The sequence below is a fragment of the Streptomyces sp. SJL17-4 genome, from assembly GCF_036826855.1.
GTDB lineage: Bacteria > Actinomycetota > Actinomycetes > Streptomycetales > Streptomycetaceae > Streptomyces.
The window spans coordinates 2,552,463-2,567,777 of the sequence record NZ_CP104578.1 but is presented as its reverse complement, the minus strand read 5'-3'; the positions used below and the strand labels follow the sequence as shown (position 1 = coordinate 2,567,777).

Annotated in this window: 18 protein-coding genes; 17 read left to right on the top strand and 1 reads right to left on the bottom strand. The window is 70.8% G+C overall.

Annotated elements, in window-relative coordinates; translation table 11 throughout:
* The first annotated feature begins 84 nt into the window (after positions 1-84).
* The 12 genes from rplS (at position 85) to N5875_RS10995 (ending at position 9,982) form a co-directional block, all read left to right on the top strand.
* Positions 85-435: a 50S ribosomal protein L19 gene (rplS, locus tag N5875_RS11050; protein WP_015036473.1), complete on the top strand. Its 351-nt coding sequence runs from the start codon at positions 85-87 to the stop codon at positions 433-435.
* 69 nt (positions 436-504) lie between these two features.
* Complete coding sequence (gene lepB / locus N5875_RS11045; protein WP_318207673.1) at positions 505-1,281, top strand: signal peptidase I; 777 nt, start codon at positions 505-507, stop codon at positions 1,279-1,281.
* Positions 1,274-2,269 carry a signal peptidase I gene (gene lepB, locus N5875_RS11040; RefSeq protein ID WP_338493397.1) on the top strand — a complete coding sequence of 332 codons (996 nt, stop codon included), beginning with the start codon at positions 1,274-1,276 and terminating at the stop codon, positions 2,267-2,269. Before lepB (N5875_RS11045) ends, lepB (N5875_RS11040) begins: the two co-directional genes overlap by 8 nt.
* Positions 2,238-3,185, top strand: a complete 948-nt coding sequence (lepB, locus tag N5875_RS11035; RefSeq protein ID WP_318207953.1) for a signal peptidase I — start codon at positions 2,238-2,240, stop codon at positions 3,183-3,185. The genes lepB (N5875_RS11040) and lepB (N5875_RS11035) overlap by 32 nt, the downstream gene beginning before the upstream one ends.
* A gap of 74 nt (positions 3,186-3,259) precedes the next feature.
* Positions 3,260-4,036, top strand: a complete 777-nt coding sequence (gene lepB / locus N5875_RS11030) for a signal peptidase I (protein WP_338493395.1) — start codon at positions 3,260-3,262, stop codon at positions 4,034-4,036.
* The gene (locus N5875_RS11025; RefSeq protein WP_338493393.1) at positions 4,033-4,608 is read left to right on the top strand and encodes an NUDIX hydrolase; all 576 of its coding nucleotides are present in this window, start codon (positions 4,033-4,035) and stop codon (positions 4,606-4,608) included. Before lepB (N5875_RS11030) ends, N5875_RS11025 begins: the two co-directional genes overlap by 4 nt.
* A gap of 55 nt (positions 4,609-4,663) precedes the next feature.
* The gene (locus N5875_RS11020; protein ID WP_005311352.1) at positions 4,664-4,972 is read left to right on the top strand and encodes a DUF2469 domain-containing protein; all 309 of its coding nucleotides are present in this window, start codon (positions 4,664-4,666) and stop codon (positions 4,970-4,972) included.
* A gap of 109 nt (positions 4,973-5,081) precedes the next feature.
* Positions 5,082-5,447 (top strand): YraN family protein, encoded by a 366-nt coding sequence (locus N5875_RS11015; RefSeq protein ID WP_318207669.1) that lies wholly within the window; start codon positions 5,082-5,084, stop codon positions 5,445-5,447.
* A 1-nt stretch (position 5,448) separates the two neighbouring features.
* The gene (locus tag N5875_RS11010) at positions 5,449-7,071 is read left to right on the top strand and encodes a YifB family Mg chelatase-like AAA ATPase (protein WP_318207668.1); all 1,623 of its coding nucleotides are present in this window, start codon (positions 5,449-5,451) and stop codon (positions 7,069-7,071) included.
* Entirely contained in the window at positions 7,068-8,285 is a 1,218-nt protein-coding gene (gene dprA / locus N5875_RS11005) for a DNA-processing protein DprA (RefSeq protein WP_338493384.1), read from the top strand. Before N5875_RS11010 ends, dprA begins: the two co-directional genes overlap by 4 nt.
* Positions 8,286-8,524: 239 nt before the next feature.
* Positions 8,525-9,361, top strand: coding sequence for an RNA polymerase sigma factor WhiG (gene whiG / locus N5875_RS11000; protein ID WP_318207666.1), 837 nt, complete (start codon positions 8,525-8,527; stop codon positions 9,359-9,361).
* A gap of 72 nt (positions 9,362-9,433) precedes the next feature.
* Complete coding sequence (locus N5875_RS10995; protein ID WP_318207952.1) at positions 9,434-9,982, top strand: helix-turn-helix domain-containing protein; 549 nt, start codon at positions 9,434-9,436, stop codon at positions 9,980-9,982.
* 27 nt (positions 9,983-10,009) lie between these two features.
* Here N5875_RS10995 and N5875_RS10990 read toward each other — a convergent pair whose 3' ends face one another.
* The gene (locus tag N5875_RS10990) at positions 10,010-10,465 is read right to left on the bottom strand and encodes a M23 family metallopeptidase (protein ID WP_338493381.1); all 456 of its coding nucleotides are present in this window, start codon (positions 10,463-10,465) and stop codon (positions 10,010-10,012) included.
* A 255-nt stretch (positions 10,466-10,720) separates the two neighbouring features.
* Between N5875_RS10990 and rpsB the strand changes: the two genes are divergently transcribed.
* The 5 genes from rpsB to N5875_RS10965 all read left to right on the top strand — a co-directional run bounded on the left by rpsB (position 10,721) and on the right by N5875_RS10965 (position 15,255).
* A complete protein-coding gene (rpsB, locus tag N5875_RS10985; RefSeq protein ID WP_318207664.1) occupies positions 10,721-11,632 on the top strand; it encodes a 30S ribosomal protein S2 in 912 nt (303 codons plus the stop codon).
* 102 nt (positions 11,633-11,734) lie between these two features.
* The gene (gene tsf / locus N5875_RS10980) at positions 11,735-12,571 is read left to right on the top strand and encodes a translation elongation factor Ts (RefSeq protein WP_148006367.1); all 837 of its coding nucleotides are present in this window, start codon (positions 11,735-11,737) and stop codon (positions 12,569-12,571) included.
* A 164-nt stretch (positions 12,572-12,735) separates the two neighbouring features.
* A complete protein-coding gene (pyrH, locus tag N5875_RS10975) occupies positions 12,736-13,500 on the top strand; it encodes a UMP kinase (protein ID WP_318207663.1) in 765 nt (254 codons plus the stop codon).
* A 94-nt stretch (positions 13,501-13,594) separates the two neighbouring features.
* Positions 13,595-14,152 carry a ribosome recycling factor gene (gene frr / locus N5875_RS10970; protein WP_318207662.1) on the top strand — a complete coding sequence of 186 codons (558 nt, stop codon included), beginning with the start codon at positions 13,595-13,597 and terminating at the stop codon, positions 14,150-14,152.
* Positions 14,152-15,255 (top strand): phosphatidate cytidylyltransferase, encoded by a 1,104-nt coding sequence (locus N5875_RS10965; RefSeq protein ID WP_338493377.1) that lies wholly within the window; start codon positions 14,152-14,154, stop codon positions 15,253-15,255. The genes frr and N5875_RS10965 overlap by 1 nt, the downstream gene beginning before the upstream one ends.
* The last annotated feature ends 60 nt before the right edge of the window (positions 15,256-15,315 follow it).

The window sequence follows — 15,315 nt, the reverse complement described above, 5'->3', positions numbered from 1 at the left end:
GACGCCGCCAGGACCGGACGATCTTCCGAATCACTTCGAACGTACCGCTGATGACCTGTGGCATCAGCGAGGAAAGAGACCTCCATGGCCTCCCTGCTCGACCAGGTCAACGCGGGTTCGCTCCGCTCCGACCTCCCCGCCTTCCGCCCCGGCGACACCGTGAACGTCCACGTGCGCGTCATCGAAGGCAACCGCTCGCGTATCCAGCAGTTCAAGGGCGTCGTCATCCGTCGCCAGGGTTCGGGCGTCAGCGAGACCTTCACGGTCCGCAAGGTCTCGTTCTCCGTCGGCGTCGAGCGCACCTTCCCGGTGAACAGCCCGATCTTCGAGAAGATCGAGCTCGTGACCCGCGGTGACGTCCGTCGCGCCAAGCTCTACTACCTGCGTGAGCTGCGCGGCAAGGCTGCCAAGATCAAGGAGAAGCGCGACCGCTGAGCTCAGGCTCCCGGCACGCTCGACGCTTCCGAGCCCTCGCACAGGCAGGCCGGATAGGCTCTGCCACCGATGGACACCGAAGCACAGCACACGGAGCGCGACCCCTCTTCCGACACGGAGGACGGGTCGCGCTCCGCGCGCGTTTCCGAGGACTCCGGGACCGCTCCGTCCTGGCGGCGTACGGCCCTCGTGGGCGGCGCCTGCGTGGCGTTCCTGCTGCTCGTGAGTCACTTCGTGATGCAGCCCTTCCTGATCCCCAGCCGCTCCATGGAACCGACCCTCCAGGTCGGCGACCGGATCCTGGTCAACAAGCTGGCGTACCGTTTCGGCGGTGAGCCGGGCCGGGGCGACGTCGTCGTCTTCGACGGCACCGGATCCTTCGTACGCGAACAGCCCCGGCACCACCCCGTCACCGGACTCCTGCACGACGGCGCGGCCGCCCTCGGGCTCGCCGAACCCGACGAGACCGACTTCGTGAAGCGGGTCGTCGGCATCGGCGGCGACCGGGTCGTCTGCTGCGACAAGAACGGCCGGCTCACCGTCAACGGCGTCCCCGTCGAGGAGCGCTACGTGATGTTCGGCGACCAGCCGTCCAGCGTGCCCTTCGACATCGTCGTCCCGCAGGACAGGCTCTGGGTCATGGGCGACCACCGCAGCCAGTCCAGCGACTCCCGGGACCACCTCGGCAGCCCCGGCGGCGGCATGGTCCCCGTCGACAAGGTCGTGGGCCGCGCCGACTGGATCGCCTGGCCCTTCGGCCGCTGGTCCACGGTCCAGGAGACCGACGCCTTCGACGCCGTACCCGCCGCGCCTGCCGGCGGACACGGAACGGCACCCCATGGGTAGCCGGGGACGACCGCCGGGCGGCACCGGGCGCGCCACCGACCAGGGACCCGAGCAGGCCCCGCCCCTGCCGGGCCGGGCCGAGCGGCGCAGACTCGCCCGCAAGGTCAAGCGGCGCCGGCAGCGCTCCGCGATCCGCGAGATCCCCATCCTGATCACGGTGGCCGTGCTCATCGCGCTCGTCCTGAAGACCTTCCTGGTCCAGGCGTTCGTCATTCCCTCCGGCTCCATGGAACAGACGATCCGCATCTCCGACCGGGTCCTCGTCGACAAGCTGACCCCCTGGTTCGGCTCCCGCCCGCAGCGCGGCGACGTCGTCGTCTTCAAGGACCCCGGCAACTGGCTCCAGCAGGAGGCCACGCCGCCCGCCGACGACCCGGTCGGCGTCAAGCAGGCCAAGCAGGCGCTGACCTTCATCGGGCTGCTGCCCTCCGCCGACGACCGGGACCTCATCAAGCGGGTCGTCGCCGTCGGGGGCGACACCGTCCGCTGCTGCGGCAAGGACGGGCGGATCACCGTCAACGGCGTACCGCTCGACGAGCCGTATCTGCACCCGGGGAACGAGCCGTCGACCATCCCCTTCGAGGTGAAGGTCCCGCAGGGCCGGATCTTCGTCCTCGGCGACCACCGCTCCGACTCGGCCGACTCCCGCTTCCACCTCGACGAGAAGGACCACGGCACCGTCTCCGAGGAGCAGGTCGTGGGCCGTGCCGTGGCGATCATCTGGCCCGTCGCACACTGGCGGGGCCTGGAGGAACGCGGGACGTTCGCCGCCGTACCGGACGCCCGTACGAGTTCCGAGGCCGCGCTCGGTCCGTCGCATAGTGTGTCCCAGCGGAATCTCAACGGATTCTCCGGGCTCCCGACCCCTGCGGAACTTCTGCTCGTTATGGGAGTGGTGGGCCTGTCCCTGTTCCGGGGCAGGCGAACGCACGGACTGAGGAGTGGATGTGGGGGATTTGGCCGTCGGCGCACGATCCGGACACGATGAGCCCGACAAGAGGGCCGGCGGGGCCTTCGGCGATGACACGACGGGTGACGACGTGACGGATGACGGGCAGGCGCAGCCGCCGAGTGGCGGGGCACCGGGCGATGGGGCGCCGGACGACGGCGACGAGACGGCGGGCGGCTCCGGCCGGAGCCCCAAGAAGCAGCGTTCCTTCTGGAAGGAACTGCCCCTTCTCGTCGGCATCGCGCTCGTCCTCGCGCTGCTGATCAAGACCTTCCTGGTGCAGGCGTTCTCGATCCCGTCGGAATCGATGATGAACACCCTCCAGAAGGGCGACCGGGTCCTCGTCGACAAGCTGACCCCCTGGTTCGGCTCCGAGCCCGAGCGCGGCGAGGTCGTCGTGTTCCACGACCCGGGCGGCTGGCTCGAGGGCCAGGACACCCCCACGCCCAACGTCGTGCAGAAGTTCCTCAGCTTCATCGGACTCATGCCGTCCGCGGAGGAGAAGGACCTCATCAAGCGGGTCATCGCCGTCGGCGGCGACACCGTGTCCTGCAAGGAGGGCGGCAAGGTCGTCCTCAACGGCGTCGCGCTCGACGAGACGGCGTACCTCTACCCCGGCTCCGTCCCCTGCCAGGACTCCTTCGGCCCGATCAAGGTCCCCGAGAACCGCATCTGGGTCATGGGCGACAACCGCCAGAACTCCCTCGACTCCCGCTTCCACCAGCAGCTCCCCGGTGGCGGCACCGTCTCCGACGACGAGGTCGTGGGCCGCGCCGTCGTCATCGCCTGGCCGGTCACCCGCTGGGCCACCCTCCCGGTGCCCGACATCTTCGACCAGCCCGCCCTCAACCAGGCCATGGCCGCCGCCCCGCTCGGCGCGGCCGGTCTCGCCGGAGCGCTCCCGCTGGTCCTGTGGCGCCGGAAGAAGGTCGCCGCACGGCATACCGCCGAGTAGTGACCCGCGGGTAGGGTGCCGTCCCGGACCGTCGACAGACCAACGGTCCGCCGACAGACCTACGGGGTGCGCACATGAGCGGAAACATACGGACCAAGGGCGGCCACGGCCGCCTCGGCAGCGTGCTGTCGGGGCTGGCCGTGGCCGTCGGCTGTGTGCTCTTCCTCGGCGGCTTCGTCTGGGGAGCCCTGCTCTACCAGCCGTACTCCGTCCCCACCGACTCCATGACCCCCACCCTCGACGTCGGATCCAAGATCCTCGCCCAGCGCGTCGACGGCGACGAGGTGCGGCGCGGCGACGTCGTCGTCTTCACCGACCCCCTCTGGGGCAACGTGCCCACGGTCAAGCGGGTCGTCGCCGTCGGCGGTGACACCGTCGCCTGCTGCGAGGCCGACGGCCGCCTCACCGTCAACGGCAAGCCCGTCGACGAGCCCTACCTGCGACCCGGAGCGGGCGGCAGGGTCATCGCCTCCGGTACGGACTTCTCCGTCACTGTCCCGGCCGGCAACCTCTTCCTCCTCGGCGACGACCGGCACACCTCGCTCGACTCCCGTACGCACATGGAAGAGGCCGGACAGGGCTCCGTGCCCCGCTCCTCCGTGATCGCCAGGGTCGACGCCGTGGTCTGGCCCGCCAAGGGCCTCCTGGACCGCCCGACGGGCTTCGCCGGGCTTCCCGGCGGGATCTCGGAGCCCGGCCCCGTCATGTCCCTCCTGGGCGCGATCGCGGCCGGAGGCGTGCTGGTGCTGCTCGGGGGTGCGTACGGGCCGGCGGTACGGCTGGCCGGCCGGCTCACCGAGCGCCGATCGACGGGCACCGCGGCCGGGGCACGGGAGAAGGTGGGTACATGACGGACTCCGCGGCACCGCAGACGCAGGGGCCCGGTGCCGGGCCGTGCGGCGAGCCCGGCACCGCGCCGGGGGCCGCCCCTCGCGCCGAGGTCCGACAGGTCGCGCGGGTCGTCCTGCTCGACCCCGACGACCGCATCCTCCTCCTGCACGGGTACGAGCCCGACGACCCCGGTCGGACCTGGTGGTTCACGCCGGGCGGAGGCCTGGAGGGCGACGAGACCCGGCAGGAGGCCGCCCTGCGCGAGCTCGCCGAGGAGACCGGCATCACCGACATCGACCTCGGGCCCGTGCTCTGGACGCGGTACTGCTCGTTCCCCTTCGACGGGCGCCGCTGGGACCAGGACGAGTGGTACTACCTCGCCCGCACCCGGAGAACCGAGGCCGCACCCCGGCCCCAGGCCCTCACCGAACTGGAGAACCGCAGCCTCGCGGGCCTCAGATGGTGGACCTCCGCCGAACTGTCGGCGGCCCGTGAGACGGTGTACCCGACCAGACTCGCCGAGCTGCTGCGCACGCTGCTCGACGAGGGACCTCCGCGTGCACCGGTGGTTCTCGCCCCGGAAATCGTTTAGGGGCGCGTCCGCCTGGCGCACAATAGGGGGACGCACGGCTGAAGGGGAACATGCCATGAGCGCCGAGGACCTCGAGAAGTACGAGACCGAGATGGAGCTGAAGCTCTACCGGGAGTACCGCGATGTCGTCGGGCTGTTCAAATACGTGATCGAGACCGAGCGCCGCTTCTACCTCACCAATGACTACGAGATGCAGGTGCACTCGGTCCAGGGCGAGGTCTTCTTCGAGGTCAGCATGGCCGACGCCTGGGTCTGGGACATGTACAGGCCGGCCAGGTTCGTCAAGCAGGTCCGCGTTCTGACCTTCAAGGACGTGAACATCGAGGAGCTCAACAAGAGCGACCTCGAACTCCCCGGCAGCTGAACCCGCTCGCCCGCAAGGGTGAGCGGGTTTTCCACAGACCCCCGGCCGTCCACAGCGCCGCACGCGGTCCCCTCCTCTCCGTCACAGTCGGTGACGGAGGTGGTACCGCATGAACAGGACCCAAGCACTCGGACGGTACGGGGAAGAGCTGGCCGCCCGCCTGCTCACCGCGACCGGCATGCACATCCTCGCCCGCAACTGGCGCTGCGGCCGGACCGGCGAGATCGACATCGTCGCCCGCCACGGCGACACCCTCGTCATCTGCGAGGTCAAGACCCGGCGCGACGGCGCGTACGAACACCCGATGGCCGCCGTCACACCCCGCAAGGCGGACCGGCTCCGACGCCTCGCCGCCTGCTGGCTCGACCGCAACGGCATCCCCGCCCCCTTCGGGGGCGTCCGCATCGACCTCATCGGCATCGTCCTGCCCCGCCGCGGCGCCCCGCTCCTCACCCACGCCCAGGGGGTGGCCTGAGATGGGATTCGCCCGCACCTGCTCCGTCGCCCTCGTCGGCGTCGAAGGCGTCGTCGTCGAGGTCCAGGCCGACCTCGAACCCGGCGTCGCCGCCTTCACCCTCGTCGGCCTCCCCGACAAGAGCCTCACCGAGAGCCGCGACCGCGTCCGCGCCGCCGTCGTCAACTCCGGCGCCGAATGGCCCCAGAAGAAACTCACCGTCGGACTCAGCCCCGCATCCGTCCCGAAGGGGGGATCAGGCTTCGACCTCGCCGTCGCGGCGGCGGTGCTCGGCGCCGCCGAGCGCATCGACCCGCGCGCCATCGCCGACCTCGTCCTCATCGGAGAACTCGGCCTCGACGGACGCGTCCGGCCCGTCCGCGGCATCCTCCCCGCCGTCCTCGCCGCCGCCGACGCCGGATACCGCCAGGTCGTCGTCCCCGAACAGACCGCCGGCGAAGCCGCCCTCGTCCCGGGCGTCTCCGTCCTCGGCGTCCGCAGCCTCCGCCAGCTGATCGCCGTCCTCACCGACGAACCCGTCCCCGAGGAGGAACCCACCGAGGCCGGCCGACCCGACGCCATGCTCGCCGGACTCCTCGTCCCCGGCGCCGGCCTCGGCACCGGACTCGCCGCCGACCCCACCGACCCCGCCGAAGGCCCCGACCTCACCGACGTCGCCGGGCAGCACCGAGCCCGCCGCGCCCTCGAAGTCGCCGCCGCGGGCAGCCACCACCTCCTGCTCTCCGGCCCACCCGGCGCCGGAAAGACGATGCTGGCCGAACGCCTTCCCGGCATCCTCCCGCCCCTCACACGGCAGGAATCCCTTGAAGTCACCGCCGTCCACTCCGTCGCGGGCATCCTCCCGCCCGGCGAGCCTCTCGTCCGCCGCGCCCCCTACTGCGCGCCCCACCACTCCGCCACCATGCAGTCCCTCGTCGGCGGCGGAAACGGCCTCCCCAGGCCCGGCGCCGTCTCCCTCGCCCACCGCGGCATCCTCTTCCTGGACGAAGCCCCGGAATTCTCCGGAAAGGCTCTCGACGCCCTCCGTCAGCCCCTCGAATCCGGGCATGTCGTCATCGCCCGAGCCGCCGGAGTCGTCCGCCTCCCCGCCCGCTTCCTCCTCGCTCTCGCGGCCAACCCCTGCCCCTGTGGACGCCACACCCTGAACGGCGCCGGCTGCGAATGCCCCGCCGCACTCGTCCGGCGCTACCAGGCACGCCTCTCCGGACCGCTCCTCGACCGTGTCGACCTCCGCGTCGACGTCGAACCCGTCACCCGCGCCGACCTCCTCGGCCAGGGCGGCCGCGGCGAGACCACCGCGGTCGTGGCCGAACGCGTCCGCGAAGCGCGCGCCCGCGCCACCGCCCGCCTCGGGGACACCCCCTGGAGCGTCAACAGCGAGATCCCCGGACACGAACTCCGCACCCGCTACCTCGCCGCCCCCGGAGCCCTCGCCACCGCCGAACGCGACATCGAACGCGGACTCCTCACCGCCCGCGGTCTCGACCGGGTCCTCCGCGTCGCCTGGACCGTCGCCGACCTCGCCGGACACGACCGCCCCGACAGCGAGGACATCGCCCTCGCCCTCGAACTGCGCACCGGCATCGCCCGCGGTGTGCCCGTCGGAGCGGGGGACCGCGCATGACCACCCCCGCCTCCGACCCCCGCCCCGAAACCCCCGGCACCGCCTCCCTCGGCGAGCGGCTGGCCCGGGCCACGCTCAGCCGCGCCGTCGAGCCCGGCGACGAACACGCCGGCCGCTGGCTCCAGCGCTACGGCGCCACCGGCTTCCTCGACCGGCTGCTCGACACCACGCCCGCTCCCCGGGGAGACGGCGAAGCAGACCCCTTCCCCGGCACCGCGCCCAGAAGGGTCGCCTCCTGGCGACTCCGCGCCACCGCCGCCGACCCCACCCGCGACCTCGCCACCATCCACGACCTCGGCGGACGCTTCCTCGTCCCCGGCGACACCGAATGGCCCCGCCAACTCGACGACCTCGCGGACACCCGCCCCCTCGGCCTCTGGGTCCGAGGCCCCGCCGACCTGCGCACCTGGGCCCTCCGCTCCGTGGCCCTCGTCGGCGCCCGCGCCTGCACCCCGTACGGCGCCCACACCGCCGCCGACCTCGCCACCGGCCTCGCCCGCCAAGGCTGGGTCGTCGTCTCCGGAGCCGCCTACGGCATCGACGGAGCCGCCCACCGCGGCGCACTCGCCGCAGGCGGAGCCACCGTCGCCGTCCTCGCCTGCGGCGTCGACACGCCGTACCCCCGCGGCCACGACCAGCTGATCCGCCGTGTCGCCGAACAGGGCCTCGTCGTAGGGGAGTTGCCGCCCGAGAGTCACCCCACCCCCAGCCGCTTCATCCTCCGCAACCGGGTCATCGCCGCCCTCACCCGAGGCACCGTCGTGATCGAGGCCCAACACCGCAGCGGCTCCCTCGTCACCGCCCGCGCCGCCGCGCGCCTCGGTCGCCACACCATGGGCGTCCCCGGCCCCGTGACCAGCGCACTCTCCGCCGGCGTCCATGAACTCCTCCGCGGCGACGCCACCCTCGTCACCGACGCCGACGAGATCGTCGAACTCGTCGGCGACATGGGTCAGCTCGCCCCGGCGCGCCGGGGACCCGTCCTCCCGCGCGACCTCCTCGCCCCCGCCACGGCGCACATCCTCGAAGCGATCCCCGCCCGCGGCCCCACCCCCACCACCGTCATCGCCCGCCGCGCCGGAACCACCCCCGACGACACCCTCGCCAAGCTGTACGAACTCCACTCCCTCGGCTTCGTCGAACGACACGGAGACGGCTGGCAGTTGACGAACACGACAACACCCGTGTCGAACGCGCGGCGAGGCGGTACTTGACCTGGCGCATTCGGGTGAAAAGGTGATGCCGATGAACAATCGAGTTCTCTCGGCCGCACCCGAGGGGCCGACACGCGCCACGGCCCGGGTTCGAAGGTGTGGCCGACGGCGTCCACCCGGAGCGGCGCGATCCGCCGATGTTCGCGCACCGCGACCGCGCACTCACGCTACGCTCACCAGGATTCCGTCCAGGACACCCACACCGACGCACCCGACAGCAGAACGGCTCAAGGCAACGCATGCCCCAGCACACCTCCGGGTCTGACCGCGCTGCGGTGCCCCCAGCAGCCCGGGGCACCGTGCGACCACCCGCACCGACCTCCCTCGACGAACTGTGGCGGTCGTACAAGGACACGGGAGACGAGCGGCTGCGGGAACAGCTGATCCTGCACTACTCGCCCCTCGTCAAATACGTCGCCGGAAGAGTCAGCGTCGGCCTGCCGTCCAATGTGGAACAGGCCGATTTCGTCTCCTCCGGCGTCTTCGGCCTCATCGACGCCATCGAGAAGTTCGACGTCGAGCGCGCGATCAAGTTCGAGACGTACGCCATCACCCGCATCCGCGGCGCCATGATCGACGAACTCCGCGCCCTCGACTGGATCCCCCGCTCCGTCCGCCAGAAGGCCCGCAACGTCGAGCGCGCGTACGCCACCCTCGAAGCCCAGCTCCGGCGCACCCCCTCTGAGACCGAGGTCGCCGCGGAGATGGACATCACGCTGGAGGAACTGCACGCGGTTTTCAGCCAGTTGTCCCTGGCGAACGTCGTCGCCCTCGAAGAGCTGCTGCACGTCGGCGGCGAGGGCGGTGACCGGCTCTCCCTGATGGACACCCTCGAGGACACCGCCGCGGACAACCCCGTCGAGGTCGCCGAGGACCGTGAGCTGCGCCGACTGCTCGCGCGCGCCATCAACACGCTCCCCGAGCGGGAGAAGACCGTCGTCACGCTCTACTACTACGAGGGCCTCACCCTCGCCGAGATCGGCCACGTCCTCGGCGTCACCGAGAGCCGTGTCAGCCAGATCCACACCAAGTCCGTCCTCCAGCTCCGCGCCAAGCTGGCCGACGTCGGACGCTGACCGGAGGCGAGCCGGTCGTACAGTGGAGCCGTGCCCAGGATTCGAGCGGCCTCGGTGGCCGAGCACCGGACGATGCAGCGCGGCGCCCTCCTGGACGCCGCGCGTTCCCTGCTGTCCGAGGGCGGTACGGAGGCGCTGACCTTCCCCGCCCTCGCCGAGCGCACGGGCCTCGCCCGCTCCTCGGTGTACGAGTACTTCCGATCGCGCGCGGCCGTCGTCGAAGAGCTGTGCGCCGTCGACTTCCCCGTCTGGGCCGCCGAGGTCGAGTTCGCCATGGACGGCGCTGGCACCCCCCAGGGCAAGGTCGAGGCCTACGTCCGCAAGCAGCTGGAGCTCGTCGGCGACCGCCGGCACCGCGCGGTCGTCGCCATCTCGGCGAGCGAGCTCGACGACGGCGCCCGCGAGAAGATCCGCGCGGCCCACGGCGGCCTCGTCGCCATGATCGTCGAAGCCCTCGCCGCCCTGGGCCAGCCCCAGCCCCGGCTTGGCGCCATGCTCCTCCAGGGCGTCGTCGACGCCGCGGTCCGCCGCATCGAACTCGGCGCGGCCGAGGACCCCGCGGAGATCGCCGAGGCGGCGGTCACGATGGCCCTCCACGGGGTCAACGGCACCCAGCCCTGACGGCTCAGGCGGGAGTGCCCTGACCGCTCACGAAGGCGTCCCCATCGGCAGCAGGCGGGACGGAGCGCGCGCGGTCAGGAGCAGCGGGTTCAGGTACTGGTCGCCTCTGAGGAGGCCCCAGTGGAGGCAGCTCTCCGGACAGTGCGTGCCGGGGGCGACCCGGGCGATCGGGGTGCCGGCCGGGACCCGCGTGCCGGGCTCCACCAGCGGAGTCACCGGGGTGAACGTGGTGCGCAGCGGGGGAGCGCCCGAGTTCGGCAGGGTGAGGGTGAGGACCCCGCGGCCGCCGACCGGGCCCGCGAAGGTGACCGTGCCCGCGGTGGGCGCCAGGACCGGGGTGCCCGGTGGTGCGGCCAGGTCGACGCCGCGGTGGCCGGCCGCGTAGGGGCCCGGTGGCGGCTGCCAGCCGCGGAGGATCTCCGGGGGTGGCGGGCCCACCGGCCACAGGAGACCGAGGGTGAGGATCAGTGCCGTGAGGTGCATGGGAGAACGCTCCCGCGCACGTCCGGTTCACGGGGGTCGCGGACGGTATCTGTGGACTGCTCGCGGGTTGTGGACAGTGCCGTCACCCGCTGCTCCCGGGTTCCCGTACACTTCCTATGGCGACCCGGGTCACCGGGTCGACTTCGCACGCCCCGCCACTACCCTCACCGGTCGTGGCAGCGCCTTTCGGTCCCTTGCGGGCATGGCGCGTCGGGGCGTCAGGAACATAACCGAGAAACTCAAGGAGATACGGCCATGGCCGTCGTCACGATGCGGGAGCTGCTGGAGAGCGGCGTCCACTTCGGTCACCAGACCCGTCGCTGGAACCCGAAGATGAAGCGCTTCATCTTCACCGAGCGCAACGGCATCTACATCATCGACCTGCTCCAGTCGCTGTCGTACATCGACCGCGCCTACGAGTTCGTCAAGGAGACCGTCGCGCACGGCGGCTCCATCATGTTCGTCGGTACGAAGAAGCAGGCCCAGGAGGCCATCGCCGAGCAGGCGACGCGTGTCGGCATGCCGTACGTCAACCAGCGTTGGCTCGGTGGCATGCTCACCAACTTCTCCACCGTCTACAAGCGTCTGCAGCGCCTCAAGGAGCTCGAGCAGATCGACTTCGAGGACGTGGCCGCCTCCGGCCTCACCAAGAAGGAGCTCCTGGTCCTCTCCCGCGAGAAGGCCAAGCTGGAGAAGACCCTCGGTGGTATCCGCGAGATGCAGAAGGTGCCGAGCGCCGTCTGGATCGTCGACACCAAGAAGGAGCACATCGCCGTCGGTGAGGCGCGCAAGCTCCACATCCCGGTCGTCGCGATCCTCGACACCAACTGCGACCCCGACGAGGTCGACTACAAGATCCCGGGCAACGACGACGCGATCCGCTCCGTCACCCTGCTCACCCGCGTGATCGCCGACGCCGTCGCCGAGGGCCTCATCGCCCGCTCCGGCGCCGCGACCGGCGACTCGAAGCCGGGCGAGAAGGCCGCCGGCGAGCCCCTCGCCGAGTGGGAGCGCGACCTGCTCGAGGGTGAGAAGAAGGCCGACGACGCTGAGGTGCAGACCTCCGCCGAGACCGAGAAGGTCGCCGACGCCGAGGCCGCCGACGCCCCGGCTGAGGTTGCCGCCGAGGCCGCCGAGGCTCCGGCCGCGGACGCCGAGCAGGCCTGACCCTTCAGGACCTTCGGGTGACGACGGCGGGGGCTCACGAGGCCCCCGCCGTCCACCCGTGGACCCGCCCGATCTTTCAGACTTCGAGAGAGAAACAGACTCATGGCGAACTACACCGCCGCTGACGTCAAGAAGCTCCGCGAGCTCACCGGCGCCGGCATGATGGACTGCAAGAAGGCCCTCGACGAGGCCGACGGCAACGTCGACAAGGCCGTCGAGGCCCTGCGCATCAAGGGCCAGAAGGGCGTCGCCAAGCGCGAGGGCCGCTCCGCCGAGAACGGCGCCGTGGTCTCCCTCATCGCCGACGACAACACCTCCGGTGTCCTCGTCGAGCTGAAGTGCGAGACGGACTTCGTCGCCAAGGGTGACAAGTTCCAGGCCGTCGCCAACCAGCTCGCCGCGCACGTCGCCGCCACCGCCCCGGCCGACCTGGAGGCGCTGCTCGCCTCCGAGATCGAGGCCGGCAAGACCGTGCAGGCGTTCGTCGACGAGGCCAACGCCAACCTCGGCGAGAAGATCGTCCTGGACCGCTTCGCGCAGTACGCCGACGGCTTCGTCTTCGCGTACATGCACCGCACGATGCCGGACCTCCCGCCGCAGATCGGTGTCCTCGTCGAGTTCGACAAGGCCGACGCCGCCGTCGCCAAGGGTGTCGCCCAGCACATCGCCGCCTTCGCGCCGAAGTACCTCACCCGTGAGGACGTTCCGGCCGAGGTCGTCGAGACCGAGCGTCGCGTCGCCGAGGAGACCACCCGCGCCGAGGGCAAGCCCGAGGCCGCGCTCCCGAAGATCGTCGAGGGTCGCGTGAACGGCTTCTTCAAGGACGCGACGCTGCTCGGTCAGCCGTACGCCCTTGACAACAAGAAGTCGGTCCAGCAGATCCTGGACGAGGCCGGTGTCACCCTGAAGCGCTTCACCCGCATCAAGGTCGGCATCTGAGTCCGTACGCGAACGCGACGGACACCGGACCCCGGTAGGGTCTGAGGCAGTCGACCGCGCACGCGCAGGACGACCGCAGATCTGACGAGGAGGCCATTGCCGCACGGGATACCCGCGAGGACCCAGGGCAATGGCCTCCTTCGTATGTGCACGAGGAGATCTCCATGAACCAGCACGCCGTACAGGGCGACGACAACAACGGCAAAATGGCCGGCCGCTACATGCTGAAGCTGTCCGGAGAAGCCTTCTCCGGCGGTACGGGCCTGGGCGTCGACCCCAATGTCGTGCACGCCATCGCGCGTGAGATCGCGGCCGTCGTCCGCGACGGCGCGGAGATCGCGGTGGTGATCGGCGGCGGAAACTTCTTCCGCGGCGCCGAGCTCCAGCAGCGCGGCATGGACCGGGCCCGCTCCGACTACATGGGCATGCTCGGCACCGTGATGAACTGCCTCGCCCTCCAGGACTTCCTGGAGAAGGAAGGCATCGACTCCCGCGTCCAGACCGCCATCACCATGGGCCAGGTCGCCGAGCCGTACATCCCGCTGCGCGCCGTGCGCCACCTGGAGAAGGGCCGCGTGGTCATCTTCGGTGCGGGCATGGGCATGCCGTACTTCTCCACGGACACCACCGCCGCCCAGCGCGCCCTGGAGATCGACGCCGAGGCCCTGCTCATGGGCAAGAACGGCGTGGACGGCGTCTACGACTCCGACCCGAAGGCCAACCCCAACGCGGTCAAGTTCGACGCGCTGGAGTACGGCGAGGTGCTCTCCCGCGACCTCAAGGTCGCCGACGCCACCGCCATCACCCTGTGCCGGGACAACAAGCTCCCGATCCTCGTCTTCGAACTGCTCACCGAGGGCAATATCGCGCGCGCGGTGAAGGGTGAGAAGATCGGCACGCTCGTGAGCGACCAGGGCACCCGGGCCTGACCCGAACCGGGGAACCGCCCCGCAAGGGGATGGACAGAGCCCTGCCGGTCGTACACCGTGCAGGACACAACGCGACGACACGCAGGAGCATGTGGTGATCGAAGAGACCCTCCTCGAGGCCGAGGAGAAGATGGAGAAGGCCGTCGTGGTCGCCAAGGAGGACTTCGCCGCGATCCGCACCGGCCGTGCGCACCCGGCGATGTTCAACAAGATCGTGGCGGAGTACTACGGCGCCATCACCCCCATCAACCAGCTGGCCTCCTTCTCCGTTCCGGAGCCCCGGATGGCCGTGGTGACCCCGTTCGACAAGACCGCGCTGCGCAACATCGAGCAGGCGATCCGCGACTCGGACCTCGGCGTCAACCCGAGCAACGACGGCAACATCATCCGGGTGGTGTTCCCCGAGCTGACCGAGGAGCGCCGCCGGGACTACATCAAGGTCGCCAAGACCAAGGCCGAGGACTCGAAGATCTCGATCCGCTCGGTCCGCCGCAAGGCCAAGGAGACCATCGACAAGTTCGTCAAGGACGGCGAGGTCGGCGAGGACGAGGGCCGCCGCGCCGAGAAGGAGCTCGACGACACCACCGCGAAGTACGTCTCGCAGGTGGACGAGCTGCTCAAGCACAAGGAAGCCGAGCTGCTCGAGGTCTGATGAACGACTCTTCCTGGGGGGCCCCGGCCGGTTCCGGCCGTGGGGGACCCGACCAGGGGCCCGCCCCGGCGGGTCCCGCATACGATCGGCATCAGGCGGCGCAGACTCGGCCCATGCCCATCGTGCCCGACGTTCCCGCCGGCGGATTCCAGGACGGTCACGGACGGGGGGCCGCTCACCCGAGCGGTCCCCTGTTCCGTGACGAGACGCCGCACGAGCACCCGCAGGAGCCCATGCCCAGCCCCACCCCGCCTCCGCCGCCCGCGCCGACGGCGCCACGGCAGAAGAAGAGCGCGGGGCGTGATCTGGGCGCGGCCATAGGGGTCGGGGTCGGCCTCGGGGCCGTCATCATCGCGTCGCTGTTCATCTGGAAGCCGGCGTTCGTCGGGGTGATAGCGGTCGCCGTGGTGGTCGGGCTCTGGGAGCTGACCTCCCGCCTCCAGGAGCGCAAGGCGATCAAGGCGCCGCTGGTCCCGCTCGCGGTCGGCGGTGCGGCGATGGTCGTCGCCGGTTACGTCCGGGGTCCCGAGGGCGCCTGGGTGGCGATGGCGCTCACGGCGCTCGCGGTGCTCGTCTGGCGGATGACAGAGCCTCCCGAGGGCTATCTGAAGGACGTCACGGCGGGTGTGTTCGCGGCGTTCTACGTGCCGTTCCTGGCGACGTTCGTGGCGTTGATGCTCACCGCCGACGATGGCCCGCAGCGGGTGCTGACCTTCCTGATCCTGACCGTGGTCAGCGACACCGGGGCGTACGCGATCGGCTGGCGCTTCGGCAAGCACAAGCTGGCGCCGAGGATCAGTCCCGGAAAGACCCGTGAGGGTCTGGTCGGCGCTGTGACGTTCGCGATGGCGGCGGGCGCGCTCTGCATGGAGTTCATGATCGACGACGGCAGCTGGTGGCAGGGTCTGCTGCTGGGACTCGCGGTGGCGACGAGTGCGACGCTCGGCGACCTCGGCGAGTCGATGATCAAGCGGGACCTGGGCATCAAGGACATGGGCACCCTGCTTCCGGGACACGGCGGGATCATGGACCGGCTGGACTCGCTGCTGCCGACGGCTCCGGTCGTGTGGCTGCTGTTCGTGATCTTCGTCGGTTCGGCCTGATCCGTACGCGTCTGCCGTAAGGGCCCGTCACCCCTCCAGCGGGTGGCGGGCCCTCACGCG

Coding starts and splice junctions, on each gene's coding strand:
- rplS (WP_015036473.1), top strand. CDS start 85: ATGGCCTCCCTGCTCGACCAGGTCAACGCGGGTTCGCTCCGCTCCGAC.
- lepB (WP_318207673.1), top strand. CDS start 505: ATGGACACCGAAGCACAGCACACGGAGCGCGACCCCTCTTCCGACACG.
- lepB (WP_338493397.1), top strand. CDS start 1,274: ATGGGTAGCCGGGGACGACCGCCGGGCGGCACCGGGCGCGCCACCGAC.
- lepB (WP_338493395.1), top strand. CDS start 3,260: ATGAGCGGAAACATACGGACCAAGGGCGGCCACGGCCGCCTCGGCAGC.
- N5875_RS11025 (WP_338493393.1), top strand. CDS start 4,033: ATGACGGACTCCGCGGCACCGCAGACGCAGGGGCCCGGTGCCGGGCCG.
- N5875_RS11020 (WP_005311352.1), top strand. CDS start 4,664: ATGAGCGCCGAGGACCTCGAGAAGTACGAGACCGAGATGGAGCTGAAG.
- N5875_RS11015 (WP_318207669.1), top strand. CDS start 5,082: ATGAACAGGACCCAAGCACTCGGACGGTACGGGGAAGAGCTGGCCGCC.
- N5875_RS11010 (WP_318207668.1), top strand. CDS start 5,449: ATGGGATTCGCCCGCACCTGCTCCGTCGCCCTCGTCGGCGTCGAAGGC.
- dprA (WP_338493384.1), top strand. CDS start 7,068: ATGACCACCCCCGCCTCCGACCCCCGCCCCGAAACCCCCGGCACCGCC.
- whiG (WP_318207666.1), top strand. CDS start 8,525: ATGCCCCAGCACACCTCCGGGTCTGACCGCGCTGCGGTGCCCCCAGCA.
- N5875_RS10995 (WP_318207952.1), top strand. CDS start 9,434: ATGCAGCGCGGCGCCCTCCTGGACGCCGCGCGTTCCCTGCTGTCCGAG.
- N5875_RS10990 (WP_338493381.1), bottom strand. CDS start 10,465: ATGCACCTCACGGCACTGATCCTCACCCTCGGTCTCCTGTGGCCGGTG.
- rpsB (WP_318207664.1), top strand. CDS start 10,721: ATGGCCGTCGTCACGATGCGGGAGCTGCTGGAGAGCGGCGTCCACTTC.
- tsf (WP_148006367.1), top strand. CDS start 11,735: ATGGCGAACTACACCGCCGCTGACGTCAAGAAGCTCCGCGAGCTCACC.
- pyrH (WP_318207663.1), top strand. CDS start 12,736: ATGAACCAGCACGCCGTACAGGGCGACGACAACAACGGCAAAATGGCC.
- N5875_RS10965 (WP_338493377.1), top strand. CDS start 14,152: ATGAACGACTCTTCCTGGGGGGCCCCGGCCGGTTCCGGCCGTGGGGGA.